The sequence below is a fragment of the Winogradskyella aurantiaca genome (assembly GCF_003362725.1).
GTDB lineage: Bacteria > Bacteroidota > Bacteroidia > Flavobacteriales > Flavobacteriaceae > Winogradskyella_A > Winogradskyella_A aurantiaca.
Window position 1 is genome coordinate 762799 of record NZ_QKTV01000001.1, and the last position, 18577, is coordinate 781375.

The 18577-nt window shown below is 36.0% G+C and carries 16 protein-coding genes; all 16 read left to right on the forward strand.

Translation table 11 applies throughout. The features are described from left to right. The first annotated feature begins 295 nt into the window (after window positions 1-295). The 16 genes from gmd to DN064_RS03545 all read left to right on the forward strand — a co-directional run bounded on the left by gmd (window position 296) and on the right by DN064_RS03545 (window position 18568). Complete coding sequence (gmd, locus tag DN064_RS03470) at window positions 296-1411, forward strand: GDP-mannose 4,6-dehydratase (protein ID WP_394347473.1); 1116 nt, start codon at window positions 296-298, stop codon at window positions 1409-1411. Beyond that, window positions 1411-2364 (forward strand): GDP-L-fucose synthase family protein, encoded by a 954-nt coding sequence (locus tag DN064_RS03475; RefSeq protein WP_115461205.1) that lies wholly within the window; start codon window positions 1411-1413, stop codon window positions 2362-2364. Before gmd ends, DN064_RS03475 begins: the two co-directional genes overlap by 1 nt. A 9-nt stretch (window positions 2365-2373) precedes the next feature. Next, complete coding sequence (locus tag DN064_RS03480) at window positions 2374-3765, forward strand: nucleotide sugar dehydrogenase (RefSeq protein ID WP_115461206.1); 1392 nt, start codon at window positions 2374-2376, stop codon at window positions 3763-3765. A 12-nt stretch (window positions 3766-3777) separates the two neighbouring features. Next, window positions 3778-4752, forward strand: coding sequence for an NAD-dependent epimerase/dehydratase family protein (locus DN064_RS03485; protein WP_115461207.1), 975 nt, complete (start codon window positions 3778-3780; stop codon window positions 4750-4752). A 9-nt stretch (window positions 4753-4761) separates the two neighbouring features. Next, window positions 4762-5601 carry an ABC transporter permease gene (locus tag DN064_RS03490; RefSeq protein ID WP_198659398.1) on the forward strand — a complete coding sequence of 280 codons (840 nt, stop codon included), beginning with the start codon at window positions 4762-4764 and terminating at the stop codon, window positions 5599-5601. A 2-nt stretch (window positions 5602-5603) separates the two neighbouring features. Further along, window positions 5604-6815, forward strand: coding sequence for an ABC transporter ATP-binding protein (locus DN064_RS14135; protein WP_157962217.1), 1212 nt, complete (start codon window positions 5604-5606; stop codon window positions 6813-6815). A 20-nt stretch (window positions 6816-6835) separates the two neighbouring features. Continuing rightward, entirely contained in the window at window positions 6836-7921 is a 1086-nt protein-coding gene (locus DN064_RS03500; protein ID WP_115461209.1) for an ATP-grasp domain-containing protein, read from the forward strand. Window positions 7922-8073: 152 nt separating this feature from the next. Beyond that, the gene (locus tag DN064_RS03505; protein WP_157962218.1) at window positions 8074-9252 is read left to right on the forward strand and encodes a glycosyltransferase family 4 protein; all 1179 of its coding nucleotides are present in this window, start codon (window positions 8074-8076) and stop codon (window positions 9250-9252) included. Then, window positions 9249-10544, forward strand: coding sequence for a glycosyltransferase family 4 protein (locus DN064_RS03510; protein WP_115461211.1), 1296 nt, complete (start codon window positions 9249-9251; stop codon window positions 10542-10544). Before DN064_RS03505 ends, DN064_RS03510 begins: the two co-directional genes overlap by 4 nt. Beyond that, entirely contained in the window at window positions 10541-11662 is a 1122-nt protein-coding gene (gene wecB / locus DN064_RS03515; RefSeq protein WP_115461212.1) for a non-hydrolyzing UDP-N-acetylglucosamine 2-epimerase, read from the forward strand. Before DN064_RS03510 ends, wecB begins: the two co-directional genes overlap by 4 nt. Continuing rightward, on the forward strand, window positions 11659-12867 hold the full coding sequence (gene wecC / locus DN064_RS03520) for a UDP-N-acetyl-D-mannosamine dehydrogenase (RefSeq protein ID WP_115461213.1): 1209 nt from the start codon (window positions 11659-11661) through the stop codon (window positions 12865-12867). Before wecB ends, wecC begins: the two co-directional genes overlap by 4 nt. 13 nt (window positions 12868-12880) lie before the next feature. Beyond that, on the forward strand, window positions 12881-14026 hold the full coding sequence (locus DN064_RS03525) for a glycosyltransferase (protein WP_115461214.1): 1146 nt from the start codon (window positions 12881-12883) through the stop codon (window positions 14024-14026). Beyond that, window positions 14016-15029, forward strand: a complete 1014-nt coding sequence (locus tag DN064_RS03530; RefSeq protein WP_115461215.1) for a glycosyltransferase family 2 protein — start codon at window positions 14016-14018, stop codon at window positions 15027-15029. The genes DN064_RS03525 and DN064_RS03530 overlap by 11 nt, the downstream gene beginning before the upstream one ends. Window positions 15030-15072: 43 nt before the next feature. Beyond that, window positions 15073-16137 (forward strand): NAD-dependent epimerase/dehydratase family protein, encoded by a 1065-nt coding sequence (locus DN064_RS03535; protein ID WP_115461216.1) that lies wholly within the window; start codon window positions 15073-15075, stop codon window positions 16135-16137. A 10-nt stretch (window positions 16138-16147) separates the two neighbouring features. Continuing rightward, window positions 16148-17230, forward strand: a complete 1083-nt coding sequence (locus DN064_RS03540) for a glycosyltransferase family protein (protein ID WP_115461217.1) — start codon at window positions 16148-16150, stop codon at window positions 17228-17230. Between the two features lie 15 nt (window positions 17231-17245). After that, window positions 17246-18568: a glycosyltransferase family protein gene (locus tag DN064_RS03545; protein WP_157962219.1), complete on the forward strand. Its 1323-nt coding sequence runs from the start codon at window positions 17246-17248 to the stop codon at window positions 18566-18568. The last annotated feature ends 9 nt before the right edge of the window (window positions 18569-18577 follow it).

Here is an 18577-nt window from a genome sequence, read left to right on the forward strand (position 1 = left end):
AATTCACCTACTAAATCAAAGTTAATATTTTTTTCTGTTAAGGCGGTAGATGCCCAATGATTCTCGATAAAATGTCGTTTTTACGGCTTTAGACATTTTTTTCTGATAACTTGTTAAGGATATTGTAATTATAAGATCATTTTCTTGCGAATTACGAGATTTTTTGAGGCTCAAATATCAATTTTGAACACCTTGGTTTTATTAATAAATATTGTATTTTCGCCCAAAATAACACCTCAAAAAGCCAAAGGATAAGATGGTTTTTTCTCCACAGGATACACTATCTTAGATGATTATGAAAAAAGTTGCTTTAATTACCGGAATTACCGGTCAGGATGGAGCTTATTTAGCAGAATTTTTACTCAAGAAAGGATACGAAGTTCACGGTGTGAAAAGACGGTCGTCTTTATTCAATACAGACCGGATTGATCATTTGTATCAGGACCCCCATGAAAAGGATACGCGGTTTTTTCTGCATTACGGGGACTTAACTGATAGTACCAATCTCATTCGTTTGATCCAAACAATAAAACCCATTGAGATCTACAACCTGGCAGCAATGAGTCATGTACGTGTCTCGTTTGAAATTCCAGAATACACTGGTAATACAGATGGATTAGGGACGTTAAGAATACTTGAAGCGGTTAGGATGTTGGGCATGGAATCAACCACGCGTATTTATCAAGCCTCAACCTCTGAGCTTTATGGTAAGGTTCAGGAGGTGCCACAATCTGAGACCACACCATTTTATCCAAGATCGCCCTATGCGGTGGCTAAAATGTACGCCTATTGGATTACTGTTAATTATCGAGAGGCTTATAATATGTATGCTTGTAATGGGATTTTGTTTAACCATGAATCGCCAATTCGTGGAGAAACATTTGTAACCAGGAAAATCACCAGAGCAGTATCCAGAATTGCTTTAGGTCAGCAAAACAAAATGTACCTAGGGAATTTGGATGCTAAACGAGATTGGGGTCATGCCAAGGATTATGTGAGAATGATGTGGATGATATTACAAGCGGATGAACCTGAAGATTGGGTGATTGCCACGGGCAAGACAACTTCGGTAAGAGATTTTGTGAGAATGAGTTTTACGTACGTTGGTGTAGAATTAGAATTTAAAGGGTCCGGAAAGGAGGAAAAAGCATATGTGAAGTCGTGTGGTAATCCGGATTATCAATTGGAAATTGGTAAAGAGGTGTTATCTGTAGATCCTAAATATTACAGACCAACTGAGGTGGATTTATTAATTGGGGATCCTTCTAAAGCGAAAAACAAATTAGGATGGATTCCGGAATACGAACTCAAAGACCTTGTTGACGATATGATGCAAAGTGATTTAAAGCTAATGAAGCGAGATCAGTATTTAAAAGAAGGTGGATTTGAAACGCTTAATTATTTTGAGTGATGGATAGGCAAGCTAGAATATATATTGCAGGCCATCGCGGCATGGTAGGTTCGGCTATTTGGAGTCTTCTCGAAAGAAAGGGGTTTAAGAATCTCATTGGAAAAAGCAGAGGTGAATTAGATCTTAAAAATCAAGATGATGTCATCCAGTTCTTTAAAGAGAATAAACCGCAGATTGTCATTGATGCAGCAGCACGAGTGGGAGGTATACTTGCAAATAACGATTATCCTTATCAGTTTCTTATGGATAATCTTCTCATTCAAAACAACTTAATAGAGGCTTCTATTAAATATGATGTTGAGAAATTTATATTTCTTGGTAGTTCTTGTATTTATCCCAAATTAGCCCCGCAACCCTTAAATGAAAACGCTTTATTAACGGCTTCCCTTGAACCAACAAATCAATGGTATGCAATAGCTAAGATTGCTGGGGTTAAGGCGTGTGAGGCAGCGAGAGTTCAATACAACAGGGATTTTGTGAGTTTGATGCCAACTAACCTTTATGGTCCTAATGATAATTTTGATTTAGAGACCTCCCATGTATTGCCCGCAATGATTAGGAAATTTAATGAGGCGAAGGAAAACAATAATGCGACAGTTACACTATGGGGCTCAGGTGAACCTATGCGGGAATTTCTTCATGTCAATGATTTGGCATTGGCAGTTGAGTTTGCTTTGACAAATACGTTACCAGATAATTTATATAACGTTGGAACGGGGGTTGATCTGAGTATAAAGGCATTGGCTTTAATGATACAAGAGGTTGTTGGGCATAAAGGAACTATTGTTTGGGACGATTCGAAACCAGATGGAACTCCAAGAAAACTGATGGATGTTTCTAAGATTAATGCCCTTGGTTGGCAACATCGCATCGACTTAAAAGACGGTATTAATAAAACCTATGAGTGGTTTTTAAATAATCAGAATACTTTTAAAACAGTAAAAATTAGCTAAAACGAACTAATGAAAGTAACGAACATTTGCTGTATTGGCGCGGGATACGTTGGTGGACCTACTATGGCGGTTATTGCACAAAAAAATCCGCACATAAAGGTAACTGTTGTTGATTTGAATGAACAGCGAATTGCTGATTGGAATGATGAGGATTTGAGTCGACTACCAATATATGAACCAGGGTTGGATGCAATTGTAAAAGAGGCCCGAGGGAGAAATCTGTTTTTTTCTACAGAGGTGGATGACGCGATCGATGCAGCAGAAATGGTATTTATTTCGGTGAACACCCCAACCAAAACCTATGGAACAGGTAAAGGAATGGCATCTGATTTAAAGTATGTTGAACTATGCGCTCGTCAAATAGCTCGCGTGGCTAAATCTGATAAAATCGTTGTAGAAAAATCCACTCTGCCTGTAAAAACAGCCGAAGCCATTAAGAGTATTCTGGACAATACCGGAAATGGTGTCAGGTATCAAATTTTATCAAATCCCGAATTCCTGGCAGAAGGAACAGCGGTAAGTGATTTATTGGAACCAGATCGCGTGCTTATTGGGGGAACACCTACGGCTGAAGGCCAAGAAGCAGTGAAGGCCTTAGCGGATATTTATGGCTCTTGGGTTGATAGTAATCGAATTATTACTACAAATCTTTGGTCATCTGAGCTTTCTAAACTGACGGCCAACGCTTTTCTTGCGCAACGCGTGTCATCTATCAATGCCATATCGGAGCTATGTGAAGCTACAGGGGCAGACGTCAATGAAGTGGCTAAGGCTATTGGAATGGATTCCAGAATTGGTCCTAAGTTTTTAAAGGCTTCTGTAGGTTTTGGGGGATCTTGTTTCCAGAAGGATATTTTAAATATGGTTTACATATCCAAATCACTAGGTTTAAATGAAGTTGCTGATTATTGGGAACAGGTTATTATTATGAATAATCATCAAAGAAACCGATTTGCACGAAAGATTGTATCGACCCTATATAATACCATCAGTGGAAAGAAAATCGCCTTTTTAGGATGGGCATTCAAAAAAGACACTAATGATACGCGAGAGTCAGCCGCAATTTATGTAGCTGACCAATTAATGGATGAACGTGCTGAGATTTCGGTATACGATCCAAAGGTGTCACAGGAACAAATGTTGGCGGATCTTGATTATTTGGGGTCAAGAGAGGCAGATCAAAATGCAATGTTGCTAACTGGTGAAGAAGATGTTTACGAAGCTTGCAAAAATGCGCATGCCATTGCTGTTCTTACTGAATGGGATGAGTTTAAATTGTTGGACTGGCAACGGATCTATGATTCAATGAAGAAGCCAGCATTTATTTTTGATGGTAGAAAATTACTTGACTCCGATATATTGACTGAGATTGGATTTGAATATTATGCCATAGGGTCATAAAAAGTGACATTTATGAAAGTACTAATAACAGGATCTGCTGGTTTCATTGGTTTTCATCTTTCAAAGGCTTTATTGAAGATGGGATTTGAGGTAGTTGGAATAGATTCAATGAATAATTACTATGACACCAAACTCAAATTTGATCGAATCGAAATTTTATATGGTTACTCCAATTATTCATTCTTCAATATAAATATCGTTGATCGTGACGAACTTTTTGAATTATTTGATTCTACTAAGTTTGATTTAGTTATTAATCTTGCTGCACAAGCAGGGGTGAGGTTTAGTATTGAAAAACCTCATAAATATGTAAATAGCAATCTGATTGGCTTTGTCAATATTTTAGAAGCTTGTAGAAATTACAAGGTTGATAAATTATTATTCGCATCTTCTAGTTCAGTGTATGGTAATAATGTTGAAGTCCCATTTAGTGAGAACCAAAACACCGATAAACCTGAATCCTTATATGCTGCAACTAAAAAATCAAATGAATTAATGGCCTATAGCTATTCTCAGTTATATGGTATAAAATCTATTGGACTTCGCTTTTTCACGGTATATGGTCCTATGGGACGTCCAGATATGGCTTATTTTTCGTTTACGAATAAAATATATCAAGGAGAGGAAATTCAGGTGTTCAATGAAGGCAATTTAAGTAGAGACTTCACATACATTGATGATGTTATTGATGGGATTATTAATTTGATTGATAAACTTGATCATATCGATGACAACTATAAGGTCTACAATCTTGGCAATAATGCACCAGTACGTTTGATAGATTTCATTAATACCTTAGAAAAATCGATTGGGAAAAAGGCCAACTTAAAAATGTATCCCATGCAACCAGGTGATGTTTTGATGACTTGTGCGGATATTGAGGAATCTCGTAAGGATTTCAACTATAGTCCAGAAACAAATATTGAAGTTGGTTTAGGACGATTCGTTGATTGGTATACATCGTATTATCAAAAATCAACTAAATAGATTTTATTGTTGGAACAAAGGATATACAGAAAGTCAAGCAAGGACGGGTTTTTCACCTTAATGAGGGCATCAATTAGAGATCTGTTTTCATCTAATTTTATTGCGCTTCAGTTTGCAAAAAGAGATATAAAAGCTCAATATCGTCAGTCGTACTTAGGTCTTTTATGGCTATTTATAACTCCTGTTGCTAACGCAGCAATTTGGATGGTTCTAAAAAACAGCGGAACAATTGCAATTTCAGATACCGGTATGCCCTATCCTGTTTATGCGTTTTCAGGGACATTATTATGGTCGATCTTGGTAGAATCTATAAATGCGCCAACCCAAAGCACCAATGCATCGAGAACAATATTGTCCAAAATTAATTTCCCAAAAGAAGCGTTAATACTGTCAGGGGTTTATAAACTGGTTTTTAATAGTAGTGTGAAAATTCTATTGCTGTTTGTACTGGTTTTTGTTTTGGGCGTTGGTTTTAATTGGTCACTCCTTATGTTTCCAATTGCAGTCCTTGGTTTGGTTCTTTTTGGTACAGCAATAGGATTGTTTTTAACTCCTTTAGGGTTACTATATAATGATATTTCTAGATTAGTCTCGATGGGGCTATCTTTGTTAATGTATTTGACTCCAGTAGTGTATGGCATCCCAAAAAGTGGTATTATGAGAGTTATGATGGTCTATAACCCCTTTACACCACTACTTACAACTCTTAGAGCCTTGTTGGTGGGGCAGCATCCTCCCTTTTTAGAGTATTTTCTAATATTGATATTCATAGGTGGCATACTTTTGCTATTTAGTTTAACAATATATAGGTTAGCTATTCCAATAATAGTTGAACGAATAAGTGCATAAGTATGGCCGGTGAAGTATTAGTTAAGGTAGAAGGGTTATCGAAGAAATTCTGTAAAGATCTTAAAACTAGTCTTTGGTACGGTGTCAAGGACTTGTTTTTTCGTTTTCAGAATGATGAGAAGGAGGGTCAACTTAGACCAAAAGAGTTTTGGGCGGTTAAAGACGTGAGTTTTGAGCTGCGTAGAGGAGAATGTCTTGGCTTAATAGGGCATAATGGGGCTGGTAAATCTACCTTATTGAAAATCCTCAATGGGCTCATAAACCCAGATGAAGGGCAGGTTACCATGAATGGCAGAGTAGGTGCTCTAATAGAATTAGGGGCTGGTTTTAACCCAATATTAACTGGAAGAGAAAACATTTACAATAATGCCGCCATTTTAGGATTTACTAGAAAGGAGATAGACGATAAGATTCATGAAATTATAGAGTTCTCAGAAATAGAGGAGTTTATTGATATGCCAGTACAGAATTACAGCTCTGGTATGAAGGTGAGATTGGGATTTTCTATTGCTGCCCAAATGAAGCCAGATATCTTGATTATTGATGAAGTACTGGCGGTTGGTGATGTTGCATTTAGATTAAAATGTTTGAATAAAATTTCCAAATTATTGGACAGTTCGGCTGTAATCTTTGTCTCGCATTCTATGCCTCAAATATTTAGAATAGCCAATGAAGTCTTGGTTATGTCATCGGGCAAAGCTATCTGTAAAACAAATGATATTGGTCTGGGAATAGACCAATACTATAATCTAGTTAAGAAATCAAAGGTGAGTGTCAGCGGTGGACAAAATGTTAGTCTACTGAAATTTACTGGTGAGACAGTTGAAGCAAGCGCAAATTTTGGCGAAACGCTTGATCTAAGTCATGGACAGGATATTCGTTTTAAGCTGACCTTTCAGAAACATGTTGATATTGATAGCTTACATTTACAAATTATAATTTGGAACCCTGAGTTAGTACCAGTTATTGATATCATTGGAAATGGTGGTAAGGGATATATTCTGGATTGTTCAGAAAATTCAAATCCAGAAGTCGAGGTTAATATTCCAAACCTTTACTTAAACACAGGAAAACACGCAGTGACAATTATTGTTTATTCCGGTGACATGATGACTCCATATTTAAGAGTTGATAATGCGTTGACGATTTCTGTGAAATCGCATTTTCCAAGTGGATCTAATATTATTTTTCCAGCCAAATGGAAAACATTGTAAACAATAAAATATAGGAAACTTTGAACAAACTTACGGTTGCCATTTGTCCAGATGGATATGCGGGTGTTGGTAATTCAAGAGATTCAGACTGCTCGTCTGATAAGTGGATATCTATCTTAAAAGCAAAGGGGCATGAGGTAAAAATTGTTGATGTCAAGTCGCCGTATCTTTTTGAAGAGTTAAAAGGTGTTGATGCTTTTATGTGGCGTTGGGCACATTTATCTAATATGAGAGATATAGCGTTAAGGATATTTCCTGTAATTGAAAATTATCTGAAAATTCCATGCTTTCCAAACCTAATGACCAGTTGGCACTACGACGATAAAATTGCTCAAGCGTATTTGCTCGAGACACATAATATGCCCATACCTAAAACATGGATTTGGTATGATTATGATAGTTTGTCGGAATGGGTGGAAAACGAAGCAACTTATCCGCTCGTATTAAAACTTTATAATGGTGCCGGCTCAAAAAATGTTAAATTAATAAAATCCTCATCTAAGTTATTAGATTGGGCTCAAAAGTTGTTTTCTCATGGGGTATTTGATTTATCAGAAGAATCCCTTTTCAAACTTGATAATTTTAGTTTAGGCTATTACTTAAGATTCCGGGCTGCTTTGAAAACGCTGAAAAATGGGAGGGCATTCTTCGGTCAAAAAGTTACCGTTAATCCTAATAAGAGTTTTGCTTTTCATAAAAACTATTTATTAGTTCAAGAGTTCCTTCCTGGCAATGAATTTGACACAAGAGTAACAGTTATTGGAAATAGAGCATTTGCTTTTCGTAGATTTAATAGGCCAAATGATTTTCGTGCTAGCGGTTCAGGTAACATAGATTTTGAATACCAAAACATTGATGTTCGCTTTGTCAAATTGGCATTTGAAGTGGCAAAAAAACTGCAGATGCAGAGTTGTGCTATTGATGGTCTGTATAAAAACTCGGAACCTATTATATGTGAAATAAGCTATACCTTTGCAAATTGGGCAGTACATAATTGTCCAGGACATTGGGAGCAAGATGTTGACGGTACTTTAATTTGGAAAAGTGGTCAAATGTGGCCTGAAGTAGCTCAGTTGGAAGATTTTTTAGAAAGTATCGAACACTAGGAGCAGATATCAAGAAAATCTCAAATTGTCATAGCGCTAATTGTGAAGAAAAACTTTGAGAACTGCGGGAAAATTTAATTTTACAAGTTTGATTAATTTTTGTTAAATGGGTGATTTAATCAATTATATACTCCGAAGAATTTTTAGGTTAAGTGAATACAGGTAATATTTCAGTCGACGATCGTTCAATGCTTTCCAATCTTAGATACATTTTTGTGGTTAACACCGTCGGTCCTTTTGGCGGCGCAGAGCGCCAGGCATTAATTTTGGCCGATTACTTGAAAACTAATGTTTCGAGACATGTAAAATTTCTTGCTTTAGAAGATGGGCAAGAATTTAGGCAAAAACTGGAAAGTAAGGGGATTGAGATTATTGTGTTTCCATTTAAACATCATTCAGGCAAATTAAAAAAGGTGTTTAATTATTACCGATTAATTAAGTTGCTTAAGAAAGAAAAGCCAGATGTACTTATTCCTTATGTGGCGGAATCCAACAAGGTCGTAGCTCAAATTTGGAGTTTTTCTGGAGCACGGTTTGCTTTTTGGAATCAACGGGAGGAAGGAAGAAACCTTTATGGCACTTCACATGAGAAGAACCTTATCAATAAAGTGCCATCTATTGTGTCCAATTCATTTGAGGGTAAAAACGCTTTAATTAAAGCCTATGGCTTAACAGAGGGGAGAATAACAGTTATAAACAATGGTGTTATTCCATACATGGGTGATATTCAGAAAATTGATTGGCATAAAAAACTAGGTGTTGACCCTGGTCGACCATTAGTTGCAATGATAGCCAATATTACAGAGCGAAAAGATCACGATACCTTAATAAGAGCCTGGTCAGAGGTGATTAGGTCATGTCGTCAAGCTGAGGAACAGTTGCCTTTTTTGATACTCGCTGGTCGCAAAGCGCGAACTTATGATCAACTCCGCCTTTTAGCTTTTGATCTTAAATTATCGGATCATATAGCTTTTACGGGTTCATTAAAAAATGTTCAAGAGCTTATAGAGGCTATGGATTTTTGTGTTTTTAGTTCAAATTTAGAGGGTTGTCCAAATGGTGTTCTGGAATGTATGGAAAGAGGAAAAACAGTAGTTGGTACTCATATTTCTGGTATGGAACAAGCCCTAGGACTTAAATACAAAAAACACGTTTTAGTCCCTCCAAATGACTATAAAACATTTTCAGATAAAGTACTGGGTATTTTAAGAGATCCGAAATTAAAGCAAGACATCGGAGATTATAACAAAAAACGAATTTCAAGCGAGTTTTCAGTTCAAAAAATGGCCGATACTCACCTTAAATTGGTTGAGAAAGGATTAAGGCAATGAGAATCTTGTTTTGCGCCTATGATACCCCTGGGTTAGTCGCTTCAGGTCCAAATGCTTGGATCCAAAGACTTATTCCTGATCTCAGGGTAATACATGGGATGGATGTTGAAGTCTTATTTGTATATAAGGAATCTCTAGAGACCTGTCCAACAATTAATTTTTTTAAGGCGAATAACTTACCATATCATTTAATTTCAAGAACTAAATTCCCTTTTATTGAGGATCAGCTAAAATTATTATTGCAAGTTGTCAAAGCGAAATCCTTTGACATGTTAGTCGCTAATCTCGTAATTCCAGCGCTATATAGTGCCAGATATTTAAATAAAAGTAACATTCCAGTAGTTGGAGTTTTACACTCACATGATCAGTTCTATGATTCGGTAATATATAATTTCGGTGATCGATCAAGTAAAGGACGGCTTACAGAATTTGTTGCCGTGTCTGACTATATTAAAAAAAAATATTTCAACCCTAAATCAAATCTACAATGCTCGGTTATTCCTTGTGGAACAAGACTACCTCAAATAGAATTTAACAAGGAATTAGATTCGAGCCTGAAAATTGTATATGCTGGAAGACTGGTTAAGGAGGCAAAACAGATAGAACGTTTGGTTGAAAGGTTTATTAAAACATCGCAAGCCGACCCAAGATTGGAATTTACTATATATGGTTCTGGAGAGGAAAAAGATAAAGTTGTATCTCGTATTTCCGATGAAAAAGGTCATAAAGTTACTTATGGTGGTGTGATACCCCCAGAAAAAATACTTTCGGAAGTATCAAAGCACCACGTGTTTACTTTGATGAGCGATTATGAAGGAATGCCAATTGCTTTAATGGAAGCAATGGCCTGTGGATTAGTCCCGGTATGTTATGTTGGACAAGGGGGAATTCATGAAATTATTGATGAAGGTAAAAATGGATTTGTACTAAATTCTTTGGAGGATGATTATCTAGGTTGTTTACAAAAATTGATTAACAATCCCGATATATATTCTCAATTGAGCAAAAATGCACGGATTAAAATTATAGATGAATTCAGCAGTGAGGTCACTAGCAGTAAATGGGCTAAATTGTTATGGTCATATGCAACAAATTCAACGGCTTATCTTCGGATTCCTTGGTTTATAAATCTACCTAAGGAACGACTCTATTATGGGGATGCACGTAAACCTTCAATTTATTCAAGATTTAAAATAAGTTTTGAGTCTAATTGGTTGAAATTACGTTTATTTGTGCGCCCAAGGGCACGTTTAAGAACTGTATTTCAATTGATAAAAAGAAACAACAAATGAAGAATGTTTTGTTTGTTTTTGGCACAAGGCCTGAGGCTATTAAAATGGCGCCTGTCATTCATGAGTTAAAGGAATATCCAGAATTATTTAATGTCACCGTTTGTTTAACAGGACAGCACAAAGAAATGTTGTTTCAGGTGCTTGATTTTTTTGACTTATCCTACGATTACAATCTGGATATCATGAAAGCGAATCAGTCTTTAAATTCCATTACAGCCTCTGTTATTAATGAGTTGAAGCCTGTTTTAGAGAAAACTCAACCACATGTGGTTTTAGTCCACGGTGACACAACGACCACGCTTGCTGCTAGTTTAGCTTCATTTTATTTTGGAGCAAAAATCGGACATGTGGAGGCAGGGCTTAGAACGTATAATAAATGGTCGCCATTCCCTGAGGAAATGAATAGGCAACTTACCGATAAATTGACGGATTTTCACTTTGCACCAACAACAACCTCTGCTGAAAATTTGATTCAAGAAGGAACTTCTTCTTCATCTATTTTCATTACAGGGAATACTGTTATAGATGCTTTGCTCATGGGGGTTAAAAAACTTAAAATGGAAGGTTACTCGGGTGATGATATTTTAAGAGGTGTTAATAGAGATAAGAAAATAATTCTCGTAACAGGTCATAGACGCGAAAACCACGGGGATGGATTTATGTCCATTTGCGATGCAATCTTGGAAATAAGTAGGCGAAAAGATGTGCATGTAGTGTATCCGGTACACTTAAATCCCAACGTAAAAGATGTTGTCTATGAAAGATTATCTAATCAACCTAATATTTCCTTGATTGAACCATTAGATTACAAGGAATTTATATGGCTAATGAATAAGGCGCATATCATATTGACGGATAGCGGTGGTGTTCAAGAGGAAGCGCCTAGCTTAGGCAAGCCGGTACTAGTAATGAGAGATACGACAGAACGACCAGAAGCAGTAGAGGCAGGGACAGTGATTCTTGTAGGTACAGACAGAAAAAAGATTGTATCAGAGTTGAGTATGTTATTGGATAATGACTCTAAATATTTGTCAATGAGCAATAAGCATAATCCATATGGTGATGGTAAGGCTTCTGAAAAAATTATTAAGGAATTAAAAATACAATTTGGTATATGATAGTAAGTGTAGTGGGTTTAGGATATATTGGGTTGCCTACAGCAGCCTTATTAGCTTCAAATAATATTCAAGTCTTTGGAATGGATGTTAATGAAAAGGTTGTTGATACTATTAATAAAGGGCAAATACATATTGTTGAGACCGATCTTTTACAGCATGTTCAAACATCAGTAGCGAATAAGTTATTAGAGGCTAATACGTTCATAAAGATGGCAGATGTTTATTTGGTGGTAGTTCCCACTCCATTTGTCAATAATTTTGAACCCGACATTTCATTTGTACAAAATGCTGTGGAAGCTATAATTCCGCTTCTAAAAGAAGACGATTTAGTTATTATTGAATCTACTTCACCCGTAGGGACCACTGATAAAATGTTACAGCTAATTCTTGAGAGCAGACCAGAACTTAATGGGAGTATTAAAATGGCCTATTGTCCTGAAAGGGTTCTTCCAGGAAATATTATGGAAGAATTGGTGAATAATGATCGTGTAATAGGTGGTGTAGATAATACTTCAACTGAAAGGGCCATGTCGTTTTATTCCAAATTTGTTAAGGGTGAATTGTTTGGTACTAATGCCCGAACGGCTGAAATGTGTAAGTTAGTAGAAAATGCATCAAGAGATTCTCAGATTGCTTTTGCCAATGAATTATCTATTATTTGTGACAAAGCGAACATTAATGTTTGGGAACTTATCCGTTTAGCTAACAAGCATCCAAGAGTTAATATATTAAATCCAGGTTGTGGGGTTGGAGGCCACTGTATTGCGGTAGATCCTTATTTTATAGTTTCTGAGTTTCCTTTTGAATCTCAAATAATCGCCAAAGCAAGAGAGGTGAATAATTACAAGGCGTTTTGGGTAGCTGAAAAAATACAAAACGCAATTCTTCAGTATAGAATTGACAATGGTATAAAACCCAAAGTGGCCTTGATGGGCTTGGCTTTTAAGCCTAATATCGATGACTTGCGAGAATCACCAGCTAAATATGTAGCTCAGAAAATATTACAGAACACAAATAATGAGGATGAGATCTACTTTGTGGAACCGAATATTACCTCTCATTCAGTGTTTAAGCTTACGCCCTACCAGCAGGCTTTTGATAAAGCAGATATTGTAGCCTATTTGGTGGCTCATAACGAATTCAGAAACTTAGAAAATAATACAACTACAAAAGTTGTTCTAGATTTTTGCGGCGTTTCTCAATAGTAAATAGATAAACTTGTCCATAACTAAAAATATACTAATTGTTTCCCCTACAAGGATAGGCCTAACGGAAACTTTTATAAGGGCCCATATCGACCGATTAAATGGTACGATTTATTATTTGTATGGCTGGGATTTAGATTTTAAAAATGAGGCAGGGCAAAGTCTTCTGGAAGTGTATAAACCGAAACTTGGAATTACTGATAGGCTTAAAAAAATATTGCCACATCATCTTTATTTCAAAATCGATCTTAAAAACAAGGCAAAGCTTACAAAGGAGGCCTTAATTGAACGTTATATTCGAGACAATAATATAAGTACTGTGTTGGCAGAATACGGAACTGCGGGTAGTTTTATTGCTCCAATTTGTGTGAAGTTGCAGATTCCCTTAATTGTTCATTTTCACGGTATTGATGCTTCAAGTTTCCGAACCATCGAGAGATTCAAACAGGGTTATAAATACATGTTTGAAAACGCATACAAAATAATAGCGGTTTCTAGGGCAATGTCTTTGGCTTTACAGGACATAGGATGTCCTGATTATAAGATTGTTTTAAATACATATGGTCCTCATCCAGACTATACTGAGGTAGCTGTTGATTATGAATCAGATTATTTAATTTCTGTTGGACGACACACCTATAAAAAAGCGCCTTACCTAACTATTTTGGCATTTAAGAAGGTCTTGGAAAAATTACCAAACCTAAAATTAAAAATGATTGGTGATGGCGAATTGTTTGATGTTAGTCAAAACTTGGTGAAGAGTTTAGGTTTGGAAGATAGTGTTCTTTTGTTAGGAAGCTTGGAAAGAAAGTATATTATTGAGCACTTGCGCACAGCATTTCTTTTTGTTCAACATTCTTTAGTGGCGCATAATGGTGATAGCGAAGGTACCCCAGTTGGTATAATTGAAGCTATGGCAGCAGGATTGCCGGTTGTTTCCACTTTTCATGCTGGAATTCCTGACGTTGTTGAGCATGAAGAAACTGGATTATTAGTTAAGGAAAATGATATTGATGCAATGGCAGATGCCATGATTAAAATGGCAAATGACAGAGCTTTGGTTAAAGAGTTCGGATTTAAAGGAAAAGAAAAAATTACTTCTAAATATACTATGGAGAACCATTTAGCAACCATAAATGATATAATTAGTGAACTCTAATCAAAAATTTGAAGTTTCTATTGTTATTCCGGTATACAACGCCGAACCTTTTTTAAGAAAGGCGGTTGAGAGTGCGGAGTCTCATGATGTTGTTAAAGAAATAATTCTTGTAGAGGATAAATCTCCAGATGAATCATGGAAACTGTGTTTGCAATTAGCTAAGGAGTATAGTAAAGTAAAAGCTTTTCAACATCCAGATAATGAGAATCATGGATGCGGTGCCACGAGAAATTATGGGTTATCATTAGCTAAATGTGATTATATCACATTCGCAGATGCGGATAATTATTTACTTCCAAATAGGTACGAAAAGGACAAAGTAATATTTGAGAAGCATCCAGAGGCGGATGGGGTCTACAACTGTATGGGTATTCATTATTATAGCGATCAATCTAAGGAGATCTTTTTAAATACAGTGAATCAAGAAGTGTTGACTTTCTCGGATGTTGTGAAACCATCAGAAGTACCTTTAGTATTTATTTCTGAGCATCCAAGAAAAGTTGAAGGCTCATGGGGGATAGACGGTTTAACAATAAAAAAAGAAGTATTTAATAAATCTGGAATTTTTAATACAGCATTAAAATTGCAGCAAGATGTGGATCTTTTTATTAAGATGAGTCTTACGGCTAATTTTTTTCCAGGTGAGTTAAACGAAGCAACTTGTATTCGTGGGGTACATGATCAACAACGATCAACTAGTGTACAGGACATGGACAAGTTTCGCCTAGAGCGTTGGAAAAGTGTCATGAGTTGGTTGAGAAAAAATCGAGATATTGATAAAATTACGAAGGATCTTTTTGAGCAAAAATATTTATATTTTCAGGTCTTAAGTCTTAAAGGCTTAAAGCCCAAAATGCTGGTGTTGACTTCGATTTTTAAATATCCTGAGGGATTAAAAAAACGCTATGGTCTGTTTGATTTGAATTTTTTTAATGCCTTTGGGAGAAATGCTATTACCAATAGATTGATTTCAATAAAGAACAAAATTCTTAGCAATTCATAATCTGAAATAAATTTAATATTACAATATAAATTAGTCCTATCTAATGAAAATACATTTAATATCCGGTGGTTGTGGTTTTGTTGGCCGTAATATGGTAAAACGCCTTTACAAGAATACTAATGATTACATTCTGTTCATTGATAATTTATCTGTCGGTAAACACCCTAAGACTTGGCTAGATCATGAATTGCAAAACAAGAATGGTGCTGTCGAAGTGTATGGAGAAGATCGTCGCCTCTTTTTTATTGAAGAGGATTTTAGAGTTACCTTGAAAAATTTGGTACATCAGCCAAACTATATAAAGGAACAGCTCAATTTAAATCTCACAAAGTTTTCCAACGTATATCACTTTGCAGCGATCGTCGGGGGAAGGGCAATGATCGATGGAGATCCTATTCAAGTAGCCTTGGATTTGTCAATTGATGCGGAGTTCTTTTACTGGGTGAGTCGGCATAAACCGGATCGAGTTCTTTACCCTAGTTCAAGTGCTGCCTATCCGATAGATTTACAAACAGAAGATAACACTATTCAATTGAAAGAGTCCGATATAGATTTTACTAGGATGGGCCAGCCTGATATGACTTATGGATGGACAAAGCTTACAGGTGAGTTTTTAGCACAAATAACTGCAAAACATTATGATGTAAGCATTACTTGCATACGACCATTCTCAGGATATGGTGAGGATCAGGATTATTCATATCCAACCCCAGCGATTGCGAGACGAGCAGTGTTCAAAGAAGAACCTTTTGAAGTGTGGGGGTCAGGTCATCAAGGTAGAGACTTTGTACACATTGATGATGTTTTGGATTGTATTGAAGTGGCTATGGACAAAATTCACGATGGTACAGCTATAAATATTGGACAAGGGATTCTCACTAGTTTTAGGGACTTAATAAAAATATTTACAAAGTTCGCTGACTATGAACCTGAGATTAAACCACTTCTAGATAAACCTGTAGGAGTTCACAGTCGCTATTGTGATATGACCTGGGTGAGAGAGAATTTGGGATGGGAGCCAAAAATTTCTATCGAAGAGGGGATGAGACGCGTTTATGAGGCAGTTAAAAAGAGGGAGATAGCAGAAGGAAATTTAGTGATAAAATAGTACATCAAACATGAAGATATTATTTGCCAATTTTGTTCTTCAGGGCAACCGATTTATGGAGGACTTGAAACTAGGTCTTGAAAAGCATGCAGAAGTTGTTTACAATTATAAAGAGTTCTGGAGATGCGAGAACGACTATGATGTTGTTCACTTGCATTGGCCTGAATTTTTATCCTATGATGTGCAGAAATATGTTTTTAGAACGGAGCCTTTTCCTGCTGAATTATTCAATAAAATTGAGACCTGTTTAAAATATTGGAAAGAGCATTCTACCATTATTTATACGAGACACGTTCAATATCCACATAGAAGGCATGATCAAGATTTCTTGAATTTATATAAAATGGTTAGTTCTTACAGCGATACTGTTGTTCATTTTGCCAATTATAGTATAAAGCAATTTAAGGAGTGGTATCCAGAACATAAGGACATTCACCATGTTGTTATACCGCATCAAAATTATGCTGCAATACCCAATTCATCTACTAAATCGAGCGCTCGCAAACAGCTAAAAATTGGTGATGATAAGTTTGTGATGTTAGTTTTTGGGACAGTTTTTGAGCAAGAGAAAGAATTTATAAAAAAAGCTTTTTCCTTCATCCCTACTGAAAATAAAATCCTCTTATCCCCAAGTTGGAAAGTATCCAGAAGGAAAATAGGCTACATCCGATTGAGAGAGTGGGTGTGGAAATTGGATAGATGGTTTGCTAAGAGGAATAAAACGTTACAAATAGAAAAGGGGTTTATCAAGGAGGAGGATGCACACTTATATATTAATTCAGCTGATTTTATGCTCATACCCAGACAAAAGGAGCTAAATTCTGGAAACATAACCCTGGCTTTCACTTTTTCAAAAGTCGTTGTTGGAAGAAATGGTGGTGATATTGGAGAATTATTAAATGAAACTGGAAATCCTACATTTATAGAAGGTTATGAATTAAGTTTAAAACAAGCAATTGAAAAAGCCGTAACATTATCAAAAACCGATCTGGGTGAAAAGAATCAAGAGCTTGCCATTGAAGAATGGGGGGTAGACACCATTTCAAAGATGTACATTGATGAAATGAAGAAAGCTATAGAGAGAAAGAAATAACATCAATAGATTTAAGTGGGGAGAAAGAGAGACCCAAAAAATATTATCATGGTGGCCTATGCCTTTCCACCGATAAACTATAGTGGAACAGAACGACCTTTTCAATTTGTAAAGCATATAAGTTCTTATGGTTATTACCCTCAAGTAATTAGTCAAGTTGATTATATCAACTATTATGTTGAAAAAAGTGATGCCTATAAGCTTAAGGAATTACATCCAAAAACTCGAGTTTATAGATTACAATCTATAAAGACAAAACTTGAAGAATTTAAACTCATCTCTTATTTTGATCGATTACTCAATCAGGTAACTGGTAAAGTCAAAATTTTATCAAGATTGCTGTATCTTCCATTTCAGCTAACCCTAGGGGAAAAAGAATGGGAAGTTAGAGCAGTTCTTCGAATATTACGATTAAACTTGTCTAAAGACTTTCAATTGATTTGGGCAACAGGTCCGGCTTGGCAAGATCTTACAGTTGGTTATTGGTCTTCTAGACTTTTGAAGTTACCTTATGTGATGGATTTACGGGACCCTTTAACCTATGGGGTACTCTGGAGAACAGATGATGAAAAAGAAAAAATCACTCTAAAGCAGCGGGAAACAAAATATTTAAAACATGCATCACTAGTGGTCTTTACAAGTCCGTTGACTGAAAAGGAGTATGTAAGAAGATATCCGTTTATTTCAGGTAAGACTACCACTATTACTAATGGATTTGAAGTTTCTAATGCAGTTAGGAGAAAAGATAAAGTGCAAAAGGACAAATTCGTAATTAGTTATATAGGAAGGCTAACCGCGGGCATTAGGGATCCAGAGTTTTTTTTAGAGGGGTTCAAGTTGGCTTGTACCAATAAAGAATTTAGTGAGGCGGTTGAATTAAGAATAATTGGATATGTAGATGAATTTCGTGAATTGATTGAAAGTTACAATTCACAAAATAATATTAAAATAACTGGTGTGGTTTCCAGAAAAGAGAGTTTTGATCTAATGACAAATTCAGATGCCTTGATTCTTATCCAAAGCATTTCAGGTGAGGGTTCTGATGTTATTTCAGGAAAGATTTATGACTATCTAAATGCTAATAAGTGGATGATTGCCATAGTGGATGAAGACGGGGGGGATAGTTGGTTGATTAACCGTTTAAAATGTGGTGAAGTCTCAGGTCTTAAGAATATTGAGAAGGTAAGAGACGTACTCATAAATGCATATTTGAAATGGCGAGAAGGGAAAATAGAGTTAGATTACAGTAATAAATTTGCTGAGTTCGATAGAAAACAACTGACAAAAACTTTAGCTCATCAGTTTGATAAGGTATTAACAAATGATAGTTTGCAATAATCAATTTTA

Coding starts and splice junctions, on each gene's coding strand:
- gmd (WP_394347473.1), top strand. CDS start 296: ATGAAAAAAGTTGCTTTAATTACCGGAATTACCGGTCAGGATGGAGCT.
- DN064_RS03480 (WP_115461206.1), top strand. CDS start 2,374: ATGAAAGTAACGAACATTTGCTGTATTGGCGCGGGATACGTTGGTGGA.
- DN064_RS03475 (WP_115461205.1), top strand. CDS start 1,411: ATGGATAGGCAAGCTAGAATATATATTGCAGGCCATCGCGGCATGGTA.
- DN064_RS14135 (WP_157962217.1), top strand. CDS start 5,604: ATGGCCGGTGAAGTATTAGTTAAGGTAGAAGGGTTATCGAAGAAATTC.
- DN064_RS03485 (WP_115461207.1), top strand. CDS start 3,778: ATGAAAGTACTAATAACAGGATCTGCTGGTTTCATTGGTTTTCATCTT.
- DN064_RS03535 (WP_115461216.1), top strand. CDS start 15,073: ATGAAAATACATTTAATATCCGGTGGTTGTGGTTTTGTTGGCCGTAAT.
- wecC (WP_115461213.1), top strand. CDS start 11,659: ATGATAGTAAGTGTAGTGGGTTTAGGATATATTGGGTTGCCTACAGCA.
- wecB (WP_115461212.1), top strand. CDS start 10,541: ATGAAGAATGTTTTGTTTGTTTTTGGCACAAGGCCTGAGGCTATTAAA.
- DN064_RS03540 (WP_115461217.1), top strand. CDS start 16,148: ATGAAGATATTATTTGCCAATTTTGTTCTTCAGGGCAACCGATTTATG.
- DN064_RS03510 (WP_115461211.1), top strand. CDS start 9,249: ATGAGAATCTTGTTTTGCGCCTATGATACCCCTGGGTTAGTCGCTTCA.